The following is a 21,206-nucleotide window of genomic DNA, read 5'->3' as shown; positions in this document are numbered from 1 at the left end:
TTTTGAAATTCATTAGATTAAGGATTCAAAACAGGGATTTTTTTCATTAAAGAAATTAATTTTCCATCTTCTGAAAATCCTTCTAGTAAGACTTGAATTTCTTTGTTGTCACTTTTTGGCAACTTAATTTCGAAATTGGGATCTTCTTTTAGAATGATGTTGGGTGACCAATTCAAGGTACCAAAATAAGCGTTTTCATTAGTGGATGGAAATTGAGAGATTTTGTATTTTAGAGTTGGTGCAAAAGCTCGGGTTACTATTAAGGAAGCATATTTAGTTTTGAAATACTCGTCTTTACCTTTTAGTTTTTTCAAGAAAATTTTGATTGTTCCATTGCCTACATTGTAAGTGTCTGAAGAGCCAGACTGATCAATATACACTTCGTCAATTTCATTCATGTACAGATTGAACAATTGATTGTTGTCTAAAACCAAATCATTGTCAATAAAAACAGATGGTGTTACGCCATTTCCCATCCGATTGCTTCGGATAAAAACTTCGCCAGTTTCAGGATTTATACCAGATTTATAACCATTTCGGTTTAGGAAATCTAACAATCTGCCAAAATCATTTTCTTTGATTTTAAATGCAGTGGCAAAACCACTCATGTCTTTTTTATGGATTAAAGCATTTTTTTTACTTTCGCTTTTGATGGAAACTTCAGCTAAATTAATGGTTTTGTCTTCTAAATTAATGGTCGAAAAAGTGAATGTTTTTCCTGTAATTTTCTCAATAGGACAATTGGTTTTTTCAAACCGTGGATCCAATTGAAATTTAGTCTCTTTAGAAGCCACTCTCGTTTGCATTTTGGTATCAACAGAGATGCTTTTTTCGTTAACCATTTGAAAAAAAACTACTGTCGAATCTTGAGCATACAGATTTTCGAATTTGAAATCATTTTTCGCATCGATGTCGGTTTTTTCAAACAGATTGTTTTTAGAAGAAACAAGCGCAATTTTATATTGGGTATTCGAGTTTGGTTTTTGCTCTACTTTCCCACTAATGGTTACGCCTTTGTCAAAAGTATAATTGATTTTTGGCGGATTCAATTTGATGTTTTCCCAATGAAATTTACTGTTGGTTTGATTTAATAAAAGCAGTTCAAGGTCTTGTTTTCGATTCTCATTTTCGGTGTCGAAATAAACATAATTGTTTATTTCTGGATTTTCTAAATAACCGTTGAGGTTGAAAGTACCAATAATTGATCTTTTTTCAGTTACACAAGCATTGTTTTCTGGAAGAATGCTAACGCTCAAATCAGCCTGATTTATTTCGGTTTTGGTAACGATTGCAATGCTGTCTTTCGTAATATTTTTGGTTTCGAATGTTGTAATCGGGCTGTTTATGGCGTTGATATAAACTAATCTTTCGGTGATTTGATTTAGGTTTTCGTCTATCAATCGGATGCTATTCACGCCTTCGGGCAAATATTTTTTATCCACAATTAATGTTTGGTCGGTTTTACCGTTTTTAAACGTAATTTCTTGTTGAATTAAATTTCTGTTTTGTTGAATGAGCAAAATGAACTTCTTGTTTTGATACAATTCGAGTCCCTTGGTGTTGGTTTTTACGGCAACAATCAGTTTGTTTTTTGGGAGATTGTTGTTGTAGGTTACAATAATACCTGTTTCTTTGGTTTTCGGTAATGGTTGAGAAAGCGTTAATTTTTCAGACTTTATTTTTAGGGTGTAAGTTTCGTTAATATTGGGTGTAAAATAGAAAGCTCCATTTCCCATTTTGTTCGTATGAAAACTCGAAACCTCATTTGATTTCGAATCGATGATAACGCCTTCTTTGATTTCTATTCCTTTTTGGTTGCAATCTTTGATGCTAATCCCTACTGAATTGTTGATGTCGCTGATAATGGTACCTCCTTCGGGAAATATGGAAACAGTTGCTGTTTTCCAATTGGGTTCGTTTGTTTTTAAATTATAAGTTTCATTTTTGTCAATGATTTCAATGGTTTGCAGGAACGAATCGTCTTCTGTGAAATTATTCATCCAATTGGTGAAAAAATGAAAATAATATTTACCATTTTTGAATTTATCGTTCAAATGAATGCCTCCTGAAAAAGTACCTTTGTTTGCAAAAAGTAATTGTTTTTGAACGATTTCCTGTTGTTCGTTATAGATTATTAATTGCACATTGGTGGTGTTACTATGCGCTATATTGTTGTTTTTGCTCCAAACATAGCCTTTGAAAGCCAAATCTTCGGTGTTGACATAAATATTCTTATTGAATTGGACGTGAATATTTTCTCTGTCATAAGAAAAATAAGTGTCTATGTAATTCTTGATTTTTTCTTGATCGCTTGTAGTTTGCGCAAAGGATGGAAGAAAAAATAGTAAACTGAAAATAATGATGATTACTCTCATTTGTAAATAGATGATCGGTTAGTTAACATTTGAAAGATAATTTGATCGAATCAAAAATAAATTAAAATTTGAAATAAAACTTCGGGTTTTAGGTTTTTATTTACAAATCTATTAACACAAATTGTGCCATAAAAAAAGCCGAAGTTATTAGCTTCGGCTTTTGAATCCCAATTGGGATTTAGAATTTTATTTTTGGAATTTCAAAAATATTACATCATTCCTGGCATACCGCCACCCATTGGGCTTCCAGCTCCGCCTTCTTCTTTGATTTCTACCAAAGCACATTCAGTAGTTAAGATCATTCCAGCAACCGAAGCAGCATTTTCTAACGCTACACGTGTTACTTTTTTAGGATCAATAATTCCAGCAGCAAGCATATCTACATATTCATCAGTTTTGGCATTGTATCCAAAATCTCCAGAACCTTCAGCCACTTTTGCTACAACAACTGAACCTTCCAATCCAGCGTTTTCAACGATAGTTCTCAAAGGAGCTTCGATTGCACGAGAAATAATTTTAATTCCTGTAGCTTCATCAGCATTGTCTGCTTTTAAATCAGTAAGGGCGTTTTTAGCTCTTAATAAAGCAACACCTCCACCAGCAACAATTCCTTCTTCAACAGCAGCACGAGTAGCGTGTAAAGCATCGTCAACACGGTCTTTTTTCTCTTTCATTTCTACTTCAGAAGCAGCACCAACATAAAGAACTGCAACACCACCAGCTAATTTTGCCAAACGTTCTTGCAACTTTTCTTTATCATAATCAGAAGTCGTAGTTTCCATTTGACCTTTGATTTGGTTTACTCTGTTTTTGATAGTATCTGCATCACCAGCACCGCTTACGATTGTAGTGTTATCTTTGTCGATAGAAACTCTTTTTGCAGTTCCTAACATTTCGATAGTGGTATTTTCTAACGTATAACCTCTTTCTTCAGAAATTACAGTTCCACCTGTTAGGATAGCGATATCTTCCAACATTGCTTTTCTACGGTCACCAAAACCTGGAGCTTTTACAGCTGCAATTTTCAATGCGCCACGCAATTTGTTTACTACCAATGTAGATAAAGCTTCTCCGTCAACATCTTCGGCAATAATCAATAATGGTTTTCCTGATTGAGCTACTGGTTCTAAAACCGGTAATAATTCTTTTAAAGAAGATACTTTTTTGTCATACAAAAGGATGTATGGACTGTCTAATTCTGCTTCCATTTTCTCTGGATTAGTAACAAAATAAGGAGAAAGATATCCTCTGTCAAATTGCATTCCTTCAACAACATCTACATAAGTATCAGTACCTTTGGCTTCTTCAACAGTGATAACACCTTCTTTCCCAACTTTTGCGAAAGCATTAGCAATCAATTCACCAATAACTTCGTCATTATTAGCAGAAATAGAAGCAATTTGCTTGATTTTTTCAGAATCACTTCCTACTACTTTGGTTTGTTTAGCTAAATCAGCAACAATAGCTTCAACAGCTTTGTCAATTCCACGTTTCAAGTCCATTGGGTTTGCACCTGCGGCAACGTTTTTCAAACCTTCTTTTACGATAGCTTGTGCCAAAACGGTTGCAGTTGTAGTTCCGTCACCAGCCAAATCATTGGTTTTTGAAGCTACTTCTTTTACCATTTGAGCACCCATATTTTCCAATGGGTCTTTCAATTCGATTTCTTTTGCAACTGAAACACCATCTTTAGTAACCGTTGGACCACCAAAAGATCTTCCAATAATTACGTTACGACCTTTTGGTCCTAGCGTTACTTTTACTGCATTTGCTAATGCGTCAACACCGCGTTTTAATCCATCGCGTGCTTCAATATCAAATTTTATATCTTTTGCCATTTTTTGTTTTTTTAAATTGTTTAAGGTTTAAAAGTTTAAAGTTGTTTAAATAAGAACTGCAAAATTTTATACTTAATTTTTTTGTTTTTTAATTAGATGATAGCTAAAATATCATCCTCGCGCATAATCAAATAATCTTTTCCTTCTAATTTTAATTCTGTTCCAGCGTATTTTCCATAAAGAACAGTGTCGCCCACTTTTACAGTTAATGGTTCGTCTTTTTTACCATTACCAGCAGCAACTACAGTTCCTTTTTGTGGTTTTTCTTTGGCAGTGTCTGGAATAAAAATTCCTGATGCTGTTTTTGTTTCTGCAGCAGCAGGTTCGATAAGAACGCGGTCTGAAAGCGGTTTAATATTTAAAGCCATAATGATATGATATTTTGTTGTTATTAATTGTTGCGATTCGGATTTCAGAAATTATGCCAAGGCTTGAAAACTGACATTTTTTCTTAAAAAGAAATGCCAGCTTTGACAGGCTGGCATTTGTTCTATTTTTTAAAAATAAATTATTGTTTTGCTGGTTCAGCAGCTGGTACGTTTTGAACTGGAGCAGCGTTTGTAGCAGGAGCTGCAGTTTCAGATTTTTCGATAATTTTAGAATCAGTGTCGCTCAATGCTCCATCAAAACTTAAACTAGAAAGTAATATAAGTACCACTAATACTGTGGCTAATGTCCAAGTACTTTTGTCTAAAAAGTCAGTCGTTTTTTGTACGCCACCCAACATTTGAGAACCACCTAATGTTGATGATAATCCGCCACCTTTAGGGTTTTGAACCATAATTACTACTATCAATAGAAAGCAAACTATTGTTATTAAAACTAAAAAAATTGAAAATGTGCTCATTGTTTATTTATTATTATTTTGTTGTAAAATCTCTATATCCGAAATACGGTCTGCAAAGAAACTACTTTTTTCTGGATATTTCAAAATTAATATTTCATAAGCTTGAATGGCGCGTTGATACTTTTTTTGTTCCAAATAAACTCTGGCTAAAGTTTCGGTCATCAAGTAGGAAGCGTCCGTCTTGTCTGGTTCTACAAAGGTTGTGGTGCTAGTTGTGTGTGTTTTTGCAGGCGAAATTTTTGGATTGGCTTCGATGAATTTATCAATCAATTCGGCTTTTTTTCTTTTTTCTTCGTCTAATTCGATGGTTTCTACTGTTTCTTTTTTGGGATTTTCTCTAACAATAGGCTCGATTCGGGAGAGTTGCAACCATTCTTGAAACGAATGTTTTTCATTGATAGAAAAATCTAGAGGTTTGCCTATTTCTAGTTTTTCTACAGCAGTTTTGGTGTTTTCTTCTGCTTCCGAAACTCCTTTTATAGAGTTAAGAATCGATTCCTCAATGGTGTTGGGTCTTGATTCAAGCTTTGTTTCGGTTTTAATAACTTCAAAATCAACAACGCTAATGTCTAGTAGTTGTGATAATTTCTTGTCATACAATCCTTTTTGAATGGCAATAAAACTATCCGATGTGATGAAATCAAAAAGAACCGTTCTGTCTGTGGTGTGAGCAGCGGTAACTTTCAAAGCGTAGTTGTACTTAAAACTGTTTTGGTTATAAAGTCCTTTCAAGCGCAAGGCTCTAGCACTTTGAAAATACGGAAATTCATCCAATACTTTGCCTAAAGAATCGGTATGCTTTTCTTGAATAGCATCGGGTTTGTTAATTAAATAAGTATAATCGGTTACGTTCATTTTTAGTGTTTAATCGTGGAATTGGTTAACTGTTTAATCGATTAAACAGTTAACCAATTAACCTTTAAATTACCATTTCGCCAAAGAGTCATTAAAAATATCTTGAGTAATCCTGTCAAAAATTTCTTTTAAGGCAGTATCTAAAGTTCCTCCGTTGAGTTGTTGCGTTGCAGGATAGTCATAATAAAATTCGAATGTTTTTTCGAAATTATCGGTTTCTTTCTTTTTGTTAAAAAAACGGACATTGACTCTAATAGTTAATCTGTTTTGAGAAGCTTGCTGATCGGCAGTGGCGGTCATTGGACTGATCCTGTAATCGACAATTTCGCCCTCATAAGTCAAATCGCCCCCTGTTTTAACCAAATTCAAATTGGTTTGACTTTGGATAAGATCTTGCAATTGCAAAGTGAATCTTCTGTCTAATCCAGGTTCAATTAATTCAGCATTGTTAGGAAAATAATTAACCTGAAACGTTTTAGCGTCAATTGGACCAGTTCCAGTAAAGTTGTAAATGGAACAACTGCTTGCTGTAAACAATAAAATTAGAAATAAAAAAGGATATGTTTTTCTCATAAAGGTTTTGATGAATTCCAATTTTTTTCAAATATATGAATTTACATTTTTGGAATTTGTTTTTTGTTTTTTGGAATTTATTTATAAATCAAATTGTTTTATTTTTCGGTACAATGTTCTTTCAGAAATTCCCAATTCATCGGCTGCCATTTTTCGTTTTCCTTTGTTTTTTTCCAATGATTTTTTGATCATTTCGATTTCTTTTTGTTCCAATCTCAAAACTTCTTCCTCTTCAACACTTTCGGCAAATTGGTAATTGTCTTCTTGTGACTGATACGTGTTTACAGGAGTCGGTGATGTAATAATAGCTGTTCTTGGTTCTTCTTCATAATCTATTTCGCTATCATCTTGCTTATTGCCATAAATCTTTTGGATGAGATGTGAACTGGTTTCTTGCACTTTAGCACTTCCATTTTGCATCAATTCCAAAGTTAATTTTTTCAAATCGTGCAAATCACTTTTCATATCAAAAAGGACTTTGTACAGAATTTCTCTTTCGGTTGAAAAATCGTTTTCTGATTTTTTATCTTTAATGACCGAGGGCAAATTACTTCCTTCAACGGGTAAATAGGATTGTAAGGCATTTGCCGAAATATCTCTGTTGGTCTCCAAAACGGAGATTTGTTCCGCTACGTTTCGCAACTGACGGATGTTTCCACTCCAACGAAACTTTTGCAATAATTGAACGGCATCATCATCCAATTTAATAGGAGGCATTTTATATTTATGAGCAAAATCTGCTGCAAATTTTCTGAACAACAAATGAATGTCATCTTTTCTATCTCGCAAAGGAGGCAAAGTAATATCAACCGTACTCAATCGATAATACAAATCTTCACGGAATTTTCCTTTTTCGATAGCATCAAACAAATTGACATTGGTAGCTGCTACAATTCGTACGTCTGTTTTTTGAACTTGTGATGAACCTACTTTCAGGAACTCTCCATTTTCTAAAATACGAAGCAAACGAACTTGGGTTGTCAAAGGCAATTCACCCACTTCATCCAGAAAAATTGTTCCGCCACTTGCTACTTCAAAATACCCTTCGCGGGTAGAAGTGGCTCCTGTAAAAGCGCCTTTTTCGTGACCAAAAAGCTCACTATCAATGGTTCCTTCCGGGATTGCACCACAGTTTACAGCAATGTATTTTCCATGCTTTCTATGCGAAAGCGAATGTATGATTTTTGGAATGCTTTCTTTTCCAACGCCACTTTCACCCACAACTAATACTGAAATATCAGTTGGTGCCACCTGAATGGCTTTTTCTATCGCACGATTGAGTTTCGGGTCATTTCCGATAATCTCGAATCGTTGTTTTATTGATTGAACTGTTTCCATATATTTTGTTCTTTAGCCACGAATTTCACGAATGAACACTAATTTTTAATTAATTAAAATTGAATTACACGAATTTTAATTGTCTCAAAGAATTTTTGAAATTAAAAAAGCTAATTTTTCGTGTGAATTTGTGTTCTACCTTTATTTCTATAAAACTATCCTTTTTTGTTGCAAAGATTTTGTACTAAAATTTGCAATTATTCCTAGTTTGTTTTTAGTGATTGCTAAATAATTTAATGTTTGAGCAATGTTTTCGTCAATTATTAATTTTGTAGCTTTTACTTCTAAAATGATATCATCACATACTACGAAATCTGCGTAAAATCTTTTTTGTAATAGCGATTCTTTATAGTAAATTTTGAATTCTTTTTCCCTTTCATAAGAGATACCATGATTCTTAAATTCAATTTCTAGAGCTTCTTTATATACAGCTTCTAATAATCCGCCACCAAGTACTCTGTGAACTTCCATACATAAACCAATTATTTTATAATATTCTTCATGTTTGTATAAATCCATATTTAATATTGCTAATTAGTGTAATTAATAAAAATTAAAAATTAGTGTTCATTCGTGAAATTCGTGGCTAACTTTCTTAATTCATTTCAGAATAGCCAACTGCTTCCCCTTTTAAAGTTCCGCTGGTGCAGCTTGTGATTTTTACATTTACAAAATCCCCAATTTTATAATTCTCTTTTGGGAAAACGACTGTAATACTTTGCGAATTTCTTCCAGAAAACTCTGCTGCCGATTTCTTTGAAACTTTCTCCACCAAAACTTCTACCGTCTGACCAATGAATTCTTCACTTCGGAACCAGGAGTTTTTCTGTTGCAAATCGACAATTTCCTGTAATCTCCTTGCTTTTGTTTCTTCTGCGACATCATCTTCCATTTTTCTTCCTGCCAAAGTTCCCGGACGTTCCGAATACGAATACATATAACCAAAATTATATTTCACATACTCCATCAAACTCAAAGTATCCTGATGATCTTCTTCCGTTTCGGTAGGGAAACCGGCAATCATGTCCTGCGAAATCGAAGCGTTTGGAATAATCGCTCTGATTTTATCAATCAAAGTCATATACTCTTCGCGAGTGTGCAAACGATTCATTTCCTTCAGAATTCGGTTGCTTCCTGACTGAACAGGCAAATGAATGTGTTTGCAAATATTATTGTATTTCGCAATCACGTGCAACACACTTTCGTGCATATCTTGCGGATTAGAAGTCGAAAAACGAATACGCATTTTAGGAAAACCAACAGCTACCATTTCTAATAATTGGTCAAAATCAACAGCAGTTGCTTTTTGCATTTCGGTAGCGTTGACAAAATCTTTTTTCAATCCACCACCATACCATAAGTAACTATCCACATTTTGTCCCAAAAGCGTAATTTCCTTAAAACCTTTGCTCCACAAATCCTGAATTTCCGTCATAATACTTTGCGGTTCACGACTGCGTTCACGTCCACGAGTAAAAGGAACCACACAAAACGTACACATATTATCGCAACCACGAGTGATAGAAACCAAAGCTGTAATCCCGTTGCTCATCAATCGAACCGGAGAAATATCGCCATAAGTTTCATCTTTCGACAAAATCACATTTATGGCATCCCGGCCTTCTTCCACTTCTGCCAATAAATTAGGTAAATCCTTGTAAGCATCAGGGCCCACAACCATATCGACAATTTTCTCTTCGTCCAGAAATTTCTCTTTCAAACGTTCTGCCATACAGCCCAAAACCCCAACTTTCATCGATGGATTGATTCTCTTTACAGCATTGTATTTCTCCAAACGTTTGCGAATGGTTTGTTCCGCTTTATCACGAATTGAACAGGTATTGACCAAAACCAAATCGGCTTCTTCCAAAGTCTGCGTCGTGTTGTATCCGTTTGATGATAGGATGGAAGCCACGATTTCACTGTCCGAAAAATTCATCGCACAGCCGTAACTTTCTATAAATAGTTTTTTGGTATTTTCTGGCTTATGTTCTAAAACAAGACTTTCGCCCTGCTTACTTTCTTCAATAATCTTTTCCATAGTCACTTTTAGAAGTGTGTTTTAATAGGGGGTAAAGATACGATTATTTGAATAAATATGACAAGATGTCAGACGCAGATTTAACAGTATTTTATCAAGAAGCTATTGCTTCGCCAGTTCGCTGTCGCTCGTGTCCCGCTTTCCGTTACAAGTCCTCACAAAAAAAAGTAAAGTTTCCTGTTCTAAAAAGAGCTTCCGTTGGTCGCTTTTTTAGAACAGGAAACTTTACTTTTTTTGCTCCGGGCTTTCCACTGCAATCGGGGCTAGGGTATTCGTTTTCAGAATCATATTTTGTTTTACAAATGAAGTTTGTTTTCTTAATAAATCTTTATTAATGTGGTCAACAAATAAAAAATACTTTTGATTCTTTGTAAGAAAAAAAAACAATATATTTGAAAAAAACAAAAGGTGAGACAGACCTTTGCCAACCTTCAATTTGGGTAGTTGGCAGTTGGCAAAAATGCTATCACAAAATCGTAAATTCAATACCTTAATTTTTGTCAAATTCCTTTAAAGACCATAAATAATATTGAAACTTTAATGAAAACATTGAAAGTAATAATTTTAGTATGTATCGCAATAATTACAATAATTCTCTTGGGGTTCAATTTTTTTTTAACTGAAAGTTGTGACAAACTAAATCCTACTTATTTCGAATGGTTTCCATATCATCAAGGTGATCAATTGATATTTAAAAGTAATAACAATTCGTATAAAACTATTACTGTAAATAGATTTGAAATTAATCACACTAAAAGTTATTCTGCACTATATAAATGTGGAGCTTGTGAAGATGGAATTGAAATTGCTTTTTATGGTGATAAAGATTCATTAGTAATGGGGATACAAAATTTAGAAAATCCAAAAAGTTATTTTGGTTTTGACGAGTATGTTTTAAATTCAGCAGATAAAGAAAATTATTACAGAGTGAAAGACACACTGATTGATGGTAAAAAGTATGAGTTTTACAAAACAAAAAACCATATCATTATCAAACAATTTGGGATGGTTGAAATAAGAGAAAATGATGAGGCTTTTAAGATTGTAAAAATCATACGAAAAAATAAAAAGAGAAATATAAATGAAAAAAGCTCTTGTGGTTGCTAAACTTGAAAGGAAAGATAGCCAAAAGCAGTTCTGCCAATAGCTACAGCGTTTTTAGGAAATAGGTATAATGTAAAGTTGGTTTTGTATTTGGAATGATTTGGCATTAATAGCAAACCTCTTTCCTGTTATTCTATCCGAAACTCCTTCAACAAAAAACCATTAGCCAACGCTTTAAAATCAGCAATTTGATTTTCTTTCCAAGTTGCATCATAACCTAATTCTTTCGCCAATAATTCACCCACTTTTTCAGAACAAGCTATTGCAACTCTTGCATCTAAAAAAAGCAGTCGCACCCGTCTTGCTAAAATATCATCTATTGTTCTAGCCATTTCATATCGAATTGCCCAAACCACTTCGGCAAGCGTGTAATCGTAATCAGGATGCAGTTTCTCTTTTAACTCGGGTTCTTCTTCCTGTAACTTCAAAATTTCAGCACTATCCGTTCCGTAAATATAAAGATGATTTTCCCGATCTAAATCAGTAGTTGGTTTGTTGCCGTGAATAGGAAGATGCTCCGTTTTGCAAATGGATTTGGGTAGATGATGAACAGCAATCGCTTTGTCAATCAGTTCTTCCGCCATTTTTCGGTAGGTAGTCCATTTTCCGCCAGTGATGGTAATCAATCCCGTTTCCGAAACAATGATTTTGTGGCTTCGGGAAACTTCCTTGGTGCTTTGCCCTTTTTCTTCGGGAGCTGCCAGCGGTCTCAATCCAGCGAAAACAGATAAAACATCCGCTCTAGTTGGTTTTTTGGATAAAAAATCTTGAGCCGTTTCGAGGACGAATTGTATTTCTTCTTCAGTAGCAATGGGTTCTAGACTGTGGCTTTTCATTAAAGTATCAGTCGTTCCTACGACGATTTTGTCGTGCCAAGGCACAGCAAAAAGCACTCTGCTATCACTTGTTTTTGGAATCATCAAAGCATTATTACTTGGCAAAAACGATTGGTCAAAAACCAAATGAATCCCCTGACTCGGCACAATGTATTTTTTATACACTTTGTCATTCATCTTCATAATCGAATTGAGGAAAACGCCTGTCGCATTAATAATTGCAGTCCCTTTTATTTCATATCGCTCACCCGATTCCTGATCTTCTGCAACAACTCCAATGATTTTATGATGGCTGTCTTTCAACAGTTCGACTACTTTAATATAATTTAAAACACAAGCACCATTTTCAACAGCCGTTTGTGCCAAATTGATTGCTAATCGGGCATCATCAAACTGTCCATCGTGATAAATTACACCGTTTCGCAATCCGTTTTGATTAACCGTCGGAAGTAATTCTATGGTTTTTGCTTTCGAAATATACTCGGATTTGCCAAGGCTCAAACTTCCGGCTAACAAATCATAAATTTTAAGTCCGATTGTATAAAAATAACCTCCCCACCAATTATAGTTCGGAATAACAAAAGATTGGTTTTTGACCAAATGACCAGCGTTTTTAGCCATAATTCCTCTTTCTTTCAGAGCTTCCCGAACCAAAGCAATATTGCCTTGCTCTAAATACCGAACACCACCGTGTACTAATTTGGTGCTTCGGCTGGAAGTTCCTTTGGCAAAATCAGTGGCTTCGAATAAAACCGTTTTCAAACCTCTGCTGGCGGCATCAATTGCAGTGCCTAATCCGCTGGCACCACCGCCAATGATGATGATATCCCAATTTTGGGTTTGTTGCAGTTGGGTTAGTTGTTCGGATCGTTTCATGAATGGATTCCAAAAATTTAGTATTGGAAGTACTGCAATTTAAAATAAAAGAGTTAAGAATGAGCCATTGCTTTTTGAAATTTTTAGCCAAAAATTGTACAAATCAACACCAATTATTAAAAATAGGGTTCTACGGGTAATATTGTGGAAGTTTTAACCACATAGATCTTATTGTAGAGTTGTAGATTTAATTTTAGAAAGTTTCACTTTTATATAGTTTACATAGTTATTATGTGAAAAAATATTTTCTATGACGTTCTTTTTAATGATTTTAATATCAATTCTAGCCTGCACTGAACGAAGCTGAAGTGTGGTTTAAATTTATCTCAAGTTTGTTTTTACACAAAAACCAGTAGAAAAATAAAAATAAATTGGTGTAATTTAAAACCAATTGAATTCGTGAAAATTCGTGAAATTTGTGTTTACTTTTTTTGGGCAATCTTTACTCTTATTTGTTAATAATAATTAGGACAACCAAAACACCTTGGTTCTAAATCAAACTGATAAATTACCGAAAGTTCATAAACCCCACCAGTTTTACCGATTTTTGAAGTGTTGAAATCATACGAATACCCAAATTTAAAATGTTCGTATTGCAATCCTCCAAAGGCGTTAATCGAAGTTAGAAAATGACTGTTCATAGCTTTTTTACCAGGATTTGTGGCTGCACTTACGCCAAAAAAGAATCTTTTGAAGACTAATCCCGTTCCAAAATCCCATCGGCTGTACTCGCCTTGACTCATGAAATTGGTGGTTAGAAGCATTTTGGTTTCATACGGAAAATAGGTAATGTCGATGTAATCTCCTAGAAGAAATTCGTATCCCGCATTGGCAGAAAAAAACATTTCCAGTGGGAGATTTCCTTCGCCTGCATAGGAAATATTGGGTTTGTTGATGTGTTTTAATGAGGCTCCAAACCAAGCTTCTTCATTATTAAAAAGCATTCCTGCCGAGAAATCGAAAAAGTTGATTTTGTTATTTAACAGTAGCGGATCGACACTGGTTGGATTGATTATTCCTTGCCCAATATTGATTTGGTCTTCTAAAATAATATTCTGAAATCCATACGATTTGTTACCAAAACCAATTTGTATGGCGGGTCTAAAAAACCAATTGTCGTTCAATTGTACTCGATACGCATAATTAATATTGGCAGTGGTAAAATTGTAATCGGTGAATTTTTCTCGGTGATTTAGAATGCTTATTCCCACACCGCTATTGGCTTCGTCGAACCAACTATTGATAAAAGCATAATCGGTATCGACTCTGAAATTCAAATCAGGCCATTGAGTTCTGTGCAAAATTCCTGCTGTTGTGGTTTCCATAAAACCGGTAAAGCCAGGATTCAACGTTTCAGGAACCATGAAATATTGGGTAAAAATAGGATCTTGGGCTTTTACAACAGAAGAAAGTCCAAGAAAAAAGAATAGGATTAGTGATTTTATTTTCATGATGAAATTCTTATTTGATGAGTGTAAAAGGACCGTTTAGATTGATAGTAGCACCGTAAAAAGTAACTCCGCTCACTTTGAAATAGTAATTTCCATTTTCGGATTCTTTTCCTTTTATTTTTCCGTCCCAACCTCTTAAAGTTTCTCCTTTTTCGGAATAAATTAATTCTCCCCAAGTGTCATATACATTCAAGTCTATTGATTTTAATCCTTTGAAAACGGGTTTGAAAGTGTCGTTGATGCCATCATTGTTGGGTGTGAAACCATTTGGAGCAATCAAATCATAGCCTTTGTCAATTTGTAAAGTCACGGTGTTTTTATATACACATCCAAAAGGATAAATCACGGTTTGAACTACCACATAACTTTGTTCTTTTACAAAAGTGTGAACAGGATTTTCTTCGTTCGATACGCTTCCATCGCCAAAATCCCAAGAAACACTGGTGTAATCTCCTGTAGCAGTATTGGTAAATTGTATCGGGTCGTTTATCGAATAGGTTCCGTAAGTAGTGTAAGCAAAGGAATTGGTATTGAATGAAGGTGTTCCCAATGTTGGAATAGCAACATTAAAACTATAATTGGATTGACAGCCTAATTTATCAGTTACTGATAAAATTACTGCTCCGTTTTGGGTGGTATTCATTATTTCGTTATTCGCTCCGCTAACCGTTCCGCTTGACCAAGTCAAATTATAAGGAGGCAATCCACCCGAAACATTGGCCACAAAGGTTTGTCTGACTGTTTTGGCATCGCAATCAAAATCCGTTTGCGTTACTACTCCAGTAACTATTGGTGGCGGACGGTTGATACTGAATTGGGCTTGTCTGCTACAACCGTTAGCATCGGTTACAGTAACCAAATAATTTCCTGCTGAAATATTGATCAGATCCTCGGTGGTTGCCCCGTTTGACCAAGCATAAGTAAATGGAGCAGAACCTCCAGAAACGAGAAGATTTATAGCTCCTGTATTGGCATTATTACAATCCAAAGCATCTGTAGTATTGTCAGAGAGTACAAGAGGTTGAGGTTCTAAAATGGTAAAAGTTCTAACAATCGTACAGGGTTTACTATCAACTATGGTTACTGTATAAGTTCCAGGACCCAAATTATTCCGGGTAGTTCCAGTCACAGCTCCATCATTCCAAGTCAAGGTTACAGGCGCAATTCCTCCAACAAAATTCAGGGCAATACTTCCGTTATTCGCTCCAAAACAACTGATGTTTCTCACTACTGGATTGACGGTAAAAATAGGTGCTTCAGGAATGTTAACCAGCAATGTTTGTACACAATTATTGGTGTCGGTAACCGTAATGGTGTAATCTCCAGCCGAAAGATTGTTTTGAAAAGTACCTGTTCCTAAATTACTCCACGCTATGTTGTATGGCGCAACGCCTCCAGAAACCACAATGCTAATAGACGCATTGTTATCGCCGTAACAAACAATCGGAGTAGTGGTTGCGGTGATTTTAATTTCTGGATTTTGTGTTAATGTAACCGATAAATTTTGGATGCAACCCAAAGCATCGGTAACGATTAAATTATAAGTTCCTGCAACGAGAGCTGTTAAATCTTCTGTAGCACCAGTAAAACCATTTGGGCTTGTCCAAGCATAAGTGTATGGCAATGTTCCGCCAGTGACATTCACATTGATAGCTCCTGTTGCTTGCCCAAAACACAAAATGTTCGTTTGGCTACCTAAACTAACTGCCAAAATAGGAGGTTCGGTTATGGTAAAATTGGCTGTTTTTGGACCACAAGTATTAGCATCTGAAACCGTAACCATATAAGTTCCTGGACTTAAATTGGATATGTCTTCTGTAATCGCAAAAGGCAATCCGTTTCTTGTCCATGCGATAGTATAATTTAAAGTTCCTCCAGTTATGGTGATTTGGATTTCGCCATTGGCAGCATTAAAACAGCTGATGTCTTTTTCTAAATTGGTGGTAATGATGATGTCTTGAGGTTCTGTAATCCTATAAGTTTCATTAATCGGGCAACCTCCTTGATCGGTTACCGAAAGATTGTAATCACCAGGTGCTAGATTCGAAATGTTTGGCTGTGAAGACGTAAATCCATTGGGTCCTGTCCAAGCTATTTGATAAGGATTACCCGAACTGAAAGGAATTCCACCTGTGATATTGGTTTGAATACTTCCGTTATTGGCACTAAAACAAGTACTATTACTTGCAGTAACATTCGCAGAAATCGCTGGGTTTACAGTAACTACTATTGTAAAGTCAACTCCTGGACAATTTCCTGAAAGTGGCGTAACGGTATAAGTAACTGTCGCAGGACTAGTCGTCGTGTTGATTAAAGTTTGATTGATTTCAGTCTGTGCTGTCGATTGAGCCGATGCTCCAGTTATAGAACCAGCTGGAGAAATAGCAGGATTCGTCCAAGTATATGTTGTTCCAGCAGGCACAATTTCGGAACCTGAATTGACTGGTGCAATTACAAAGTTTTTACTGCTACAAATTACAGCCGTTTTATTCGAAATCACAGGATTTGGATTAATGGTAACCGTGGTAAAATCAGAAGTTAAATTGGAACATCCTCCTGTTGGCAAAGTGATAATGCAATAATAATATAACGTTCCTGTTGCTGTATTTGGTGGACTATAACTTGCGTTTGTAGCATTAGCTATTGCAGTACTTCCTGTTGTTGAATTGGTTGTATTGGAATACCATTGGTAGGTTGGACTTCCAACGCCATTGGTATAACTTACACTTAAAAGAGTTGGTGTTTGACCTACACAAATCGTACTCGATGCAGGTTGTGATGTAAATGTTGGAGCTAAATTTACGATAACTTCTGCAGTAGCACTAGTTGCATTACAACCTGAACCTGCAGCTTGAGTAATGACACAATAATAATAAAGAGTACCAACAGAGGAAGTAATTGGAGTATAAGTAGCATTTGTAGCCCCAAGGATTGCTGTTCCAGATGTAGTATTATTGCTAGTGTTCGAATACCATTGATAGGAATAAGTTGTGCCAATTCCGCCAGAAACGGCAACTTCTAAATCTGAAGCTGCTGCACTTTGACAAACCGTTTGTGATGCTAACGGTTGCGATGAAATTACTGGATCTGCAACAATTATAATTTCAGCGGGATCACTAGAAACGGGACCACAACCATTTCCGTCTAAACTTACTACTGCATAATAGTAAAAATTTCCGGTTGCTGTAAAAGTGGGTGGAGTAAAAGTAGAACTTGTTGCTCCAGAAATCAGAATTCCACCAGTATTAGAGTTGGTAGTGTTCGAATACCATTGGTAAGAAGGGGTTCCCGTTCCGCCTGAATACGCAACAGTTAATGGTGTTGCAATTGTAGCACCAACGCAAAGACTTTGATTGGGCGTAGGTTGGGTGCTAATAGTTGTGCCTGCGGTAATAGTAACAGTAGCGGTATTCGAAGTAATACTCGAACATCCGCCAGAAGGCAAAGTCACTATAACATAATAATAAATAGTTCCAACTGCTGTATTTGGCGGATTATAACTAGCAGCTGTAGCTCCAGAAATGGCTGTTCCTGTACTAGTATCATTGGCAAGATTGGAATACCATTGGTATTGAGGTGTTCCTGTTGCTCCACTAACGGTAGTTGTTAAAACAGTTGGTGTTCCTCCTGAACAAACTGTGCTGGAAGTAGGTTGCGTAATAGTTGGCGATGTGATTATTGTAATTTGAGCCGTAGCACTAGTTACACTACAACCCGAAGTGCCATTTTGACTCACAACGACATAATAATATCTTGTTCCAACTGTGGCAGTTGGTGGCGTGTAACTGCTATTTGTTGCTAATGGAATTAGTGTTCCTCCAGTATTTGAGTTTATTGAATTGCTATACCATTGGTAGCTAAATGTTCCATTTCCTCCAGTTGGCGTAACTTCTAAATTAGCTGGCGTTGCAGTTTGACACAATGTTTGTGAAACAACAGGTTGCGAACTAATTGTGGGATCAGGATAGACTATAATTTCAGCAACGGTAGTCGTTACAGGCAAACATCCGCTTCCGTTTAATGAAAGGGTAGCGTAATAGTAATAACTGTTTGGTGTTGTAAAAATAGGAGGTGTGTACGATGCGGAATTAGCTCCACCTATTGCTGTTCCACCTGTAGTAGAATTGGTTGTGTTTGAATACCATTGTATTGTTGGAGTTCCGGTTCCGCCAGAATAAGTGAAGGTTAATGGGGCTGTTGTTATGCCAATACAAAGATTTTGAGTTGCAATAGGTTGTGTGTCAATTGTTGCATTTGGTAGCACGGTTACCGTTGCTGGATTTGTACTAATACTAGAACAACCTCCTGTTGGTAAAGTAATCACACAATAATAATAGAATGTTCCTGCTGAATTGGATGGAGGATTAAAAGTAGCATTCGTTTCTGAACTAATTGCAGTTCCACCAATGTTGGAATTACTAGTATTCGAATACCATTGATACGTTGGTGTTCCAGTTGCTCCACTTATTGTAAAAGATAAAACAGTTGCGCTACCACCTTGGCAAATTGTACTTGATGTTGGTTGAGTTGTTATGGTAGGAGCAGGATTTACGGTAATTACATAATTGGTTACTGCGCCAGGACATCCGCCTAATAATGGTGTTATAGCATAAGTAACTGTTCCTGGATTTGTATTCGTATTCAAAATAGTTTGCACTGGAATTGTACTAGTTCCAGATGGAGTGAATCCTGAAATTCCAGCTGTTGCAGTTGCCGTCCAAGAAAAAGTAGCACCCACCGAACTAGAAGTTAAGTTGACTAATGAAGTGGTTGTACCAGAACAAATGGTTTGCGTCAGAGGAGTATTGGTTACAACTGGAACTTCATTAATGGTAAAAGATCTTGTTGCTGTTGTAGAAGAACCACACTCATTAGTTATAATTAATGATACTATGTGAGTGCCAGTAGTAGTATAACTAATGGCTCCAGGAATTTCTGAAGAGGATGTTGCTGGTGATCCTCCGGGGAAACTCCAAGCATAAGTCAAAGTGCTAGAAGCAGGCGCACAACTATTTACGATTGCCGTAGGATTTAGGGTTACTGGACCACAATAATTGGCATTTATTTCATTAATAGAAGTAATTGTTGGTGGTCTTTTGACGGTAACGGTTTGTGAAACAGGGAAATTACCACAAGAATTTGTAGCGGTAAGGGTAATGGTATAGGTTCCTGCCTCGGTGAAATTAAAAGAAGCATTTGTTGTAGTTTGATTGGATATTGGAGTACTAGTCGTACCGCAATATGCAGGGACATAACTTACGCTCCAAACATAGGTTGGAGGAGAACAGGCATTGACTGCAGAGGTGGTGTTAGTCGCTGCAATTGTTAATGGAATACAACCCGAAGTAGTATTGAGGGTAAAAGCAGGAGTCAAAGGCGGTTCAATACAAATTTGTCTCGTTACTACTGAAGGGCCACAAAAATTTTGAGCTGTTAAGGTAACGGTATAGTTTCCTGGGTTTGTATAGGTGTGACTGATGTTTTGCGGAGCCGAAATAGGAGTAGTTACTACTGGAGAACCATCTCCAAAATCCCATGTATAGATAGCACCTTGAGCACAATTTTGACCATAACCAGAGATAGTAGTATTGGTAAACAAAACCCCAGTGTTTACACAATTATTGGCTGGAACTGTAAAATTAGCTGTGGGTTTAGTTAGCACAGTAATGTTTCCAACCGAAACTGGTGTAGTACCACAAGCGTTTCGTATTTCTAACTCTACTCTATAACTAGGTTCAGGACAACTACTTGTTGTGTAAACATGCGGAACTGGATAGTTAGTAGAACTTAAAGGATTGGACGCATTATAATAGATAGAACTATTCAATTGACTTTGGGTTAAAACCACTATTGGAGTTCCGTCATTATAATTTATTCTATAAGTGGTGTCTAGTGAATTACCGCCCCAATTCGAAATCGAGAATTGCAGATTGCTTGTCGGTGCACATAAATTTTGAGTAGAGCCTGGACTATTTAATCCACCTAGCGGATTGGAGACATTCTTAACAACATAGGTTCTAGAATTGCTACAGCCATTTGTTCCATTAGCAGTGATGGTCATAGAATAAGCTCCAACACCATTGTAGGTATGAGAAATAGGGAAGCTAATATTGGCTTGTGTGCTACCATCACCCCAATCTATCGAATAGGATGAAATACAAGTAGAAGCAGATGTGTTTCCAACAGTAATCGGATAAACAGAATTGGATGAAGCATTAGCACAGTTATTAAAAGGATCGAAAGGATTGACTGTGTCACTAAAACTGATATCAGGTTTTTGATTTACTGTAATAGTCTTTGTTCTTGTAACAACGCAACCACCACCAGTTACTGTTAAAACAACGGTAAATGTTGCTGTACCACAACCTAATGAAGTAAAAATATGACTCGGATTTTGCAAAGTAGAACTTGTGCCATCACCAAAATCCCAGGCATAAGTATAAGTTCCTGTACCTGTTGCCGAACCAGAAAATTGCATAACAGTTCCCGAACAAGTTCCGTCATTGGTAAATGTAAAATCAGCTGTTGGTACAGCATTTACCCTAACCGTCGCACTACCAGATTGCGATTGAGCTCCCGAAGAATCTGACGCACTAACTAATGTATAAACAAAAACGCCAGTATTGGTAGTTGGTACAGCAACAGTAACGCTATTTCCAGAAGTTGTTGTAACGGTTTGGTTGCCTGGAACACCACTTATGGTATAAGTAAAAGTAAAAGGAGCTGTTCCTCCTGAACCTGTGAATGTTACTAGAGGCGATGGAGCATTTTGACAAACGCTCGTGTTTCCAGTGATAGTGGCAGTAGGAGCCAAAACACTTTTTGAGATTTTTTTCTCTAGGTTTGAATTGTTGTTTTTAGCATTCAAAACAAATCCAAAAGACAGAAAAATCATTAAAAAAATAATGGGGCAGATTTTTTTCATAATTATTAAAGCTCGTCTTTGTAATATTTTAACAATATTACAACAAACCTAATTCTAATTAAAATTATTTTCATAAAGCTTTCTGTAGAATAATGTTTTTTCATGTTTTTGTAATTATTTTTTGATTCTTAATCAAGTGTTTTTTAT

Annotated in this window: 14 protein-coding genes; 2 read left to right on the top strand and 12 right to left on the bottom strand. The window is 36.0% G+C overall.

Annotation, left to right across the window (positions count from 1 at the left end):
* Positions 1–17: 17 nt before the first annotated feature.
* From OZP15_RS14360 to miaB, 9 genes are all read right to left on the bottom strand, one after another.
* The gene (locus OZP15_RS14360; RefSeq protein ID WP_281336486.1) at positions 18–2,375 is read right to left on the bottom strand and encodes a hypothetical protein; all 2,358 of its coding nucleotides are present in this window, start codon (positions 2,373–2,375) and stop codon (positions 18–20) included.
* A 209-nt stretch (positions 2,376–2,584) separates the two neighbouring features.
* Entirely contained in the window at positions 2,585–4,213 is a 1,629-nt protein-coding gene (gene groL, locus OZP15_RS14355; RefSeq protein ID WP_281336485.1) for a chaperonin GroEL, read from the bottom strand.
* 92 nt (positions 4,214–4,305) lie between these two features.
* The gene (locus OZP15_RS14350; RefSeq protein WP_073368544.1) at positions 4,306–4,581 is read right to left on the bottom strand and encodes a co-chaperone GroES; all 276 of its coding nucleotides are present in this window, start codon (positions 4,579–4,581) and stop codon (positions 4,306–4,308) included.
* 140 nt (positions 4,582–4,721) lie between these two features.
* Positions 4,722–5,060, bottom strand: coding sequence for a preprotein translocase subunit SecG (secG, locus tag OZP15_RS14345; protein ID WP_281336484.1), 339 nt, complete (start codon positions 5,058–5,060; stop codon positions 4,722–4,724).
* A gap of 3 nt (positions 5,061–5,063) precedes the next feature.
* The gene (locus OZP15_RS14340; RefSeq protein WP_269226164.1) at positions 5,064–5,915 is read right to left on the bottom strand and encodes a tetratricopeptide repeat protein; all 852 of its coding nucleotides are present in this window, start codon (positions 5,913–5,915) and stop codon (positions 5,064–5,066) included.
* Positions 5,916–5,984: 69 nt separating this feature from the next.
* Positions 5,985–6,488 (bottom strand): LptE family protein, encoded by a 504-nt coding sequence (locus OZP15_RS14335; protein WP_281336483.1) that lies wholly within the window; start codon positions 6,486–6,488, stop codon positions 5,985–5,987.
* Between the two features lie 81 nt (positions 6,489–6,569).
* Positions 6,570–7,826 carry a sigma-54 interaction domain-containing protein gene (locus tag OZP15_RS14330; protein ID WP_269226163.1) on the bottom strand — a complete coding sequence of 419 codons (1,257 nt, stop codon included), beginning with the start codon at positions 7,824–7,826 and terminating at the stop codon, positions 6,570–6,572.
* Between the two features lie 147 nt (positions 7,827–7,973).
* A complete protein-coding gene (locus OZP15_RS14325; RefSeq protein WP_269226162.1) occupies positions 7,974–8,345 on the bottom strand; it encodes a GxxExxY protein in 372 nt (123 codons plus the stop codon).
* A 76-nt stretch (positions 8,346–8,421) separates the two neighbouring features.
* A complete protein-coding gene (miaB, locus tag OZP15_RS14320) occupies positions 8,422–9,867 on the bottom strand; it encodes a tRNA (N6-isopentenyl adenosine(37)-C2)-methylthiotransferase MiaB (RefSeq protein ID WP_281336482.1) in 1,446 nt (481 codons plus the stop codon).
* A 65-nt stretch (positions 9,868–9,932) separates the two neighbouring features.
* Between miaB and OZP15_RS14315 the strand changes: the two genes are divergently transcribed.
* On the top strand, positions 9,933–10,202 hold the full coding sequence (locus tag OZP15_RS14315) for a hypothetical protein (protein WP_281336481.1): 270 nt from the start codon (positions 9,933–9,935) through the stop codon (positions 10,200–10,202).
* Positions 10,203–10,407: 205 nt separating this feature from the next.
* Positions 10,408–10,974: a hypothetical protein gene (locus OZP15_RS14310; RefSeq protein ID WP_281336480.1), complete on the top strand. Its 567-nt coding sequence runs from the start codon at positions 10,408–10,410 to the stop codon at positions 10,972–10,974.
* A 125-nt stretch (positions 10,975–11,099) separates the two neighbouring features.
* Here the strand turns inward: OZP15_RS14310 and OZP15_RS14305 are convergent, their stop codons facing one another.
* The 3 genes from OZP15_RS14305 to OZP15_RS14295 form a co-directional block, all read right to left on the bottom strand.
* A complete protein-coding gene (locus tag OZP15_RS14305) occupies positions 11,100–12,683 on the bottom strand; it encodes a glycerol-3-phosphate dehydrogenase/oxidase (protein ID WP_269226158.1) in 1,584 nt (527 codons plus the stop codon).
* A 455-nt stretch (positions 12,684–13,138) separates the two neighbouring features.
* Entirely contained in the window at positions 13,139–14,134 is a 996-nt protein-coding gene (locus tag OZP15_RS14300) for a PorP/SprF family type IX secretion system membrane protein (RefSeq protein ID WP_281336479.1), read from the bottom strand.
* Between the two features lie 10 nt (positions 14,135–14,144).
* Positions 14,145–21,059: a PKD domain-containing protein gene (locus tag OZP15_RS14295; RefSeq protein ID WP_281336478.1), complete on the bottom strand. Its 6,915-nt coding sequence runs from the start codon at positions 21,057–21,059 to the stop codon at positions 14,145–14,147.
* Positions 21,060–21,206 lie beyond the last annotated feature (147 nt).

Source organism: Flavobacterium eburneipallidum, assembly GCF_027111355.2.
Taxonomy (GTDB): Bacteria; Bacteroidota; Bacteroidia; order Flavobacteriales; family Flavobacteriaceae; genus Flavobacterium; species Flavobacterium eburneipallidum.
This window is presented reverse-complemented; position numbering and strand designations above follow the sequence as displayed.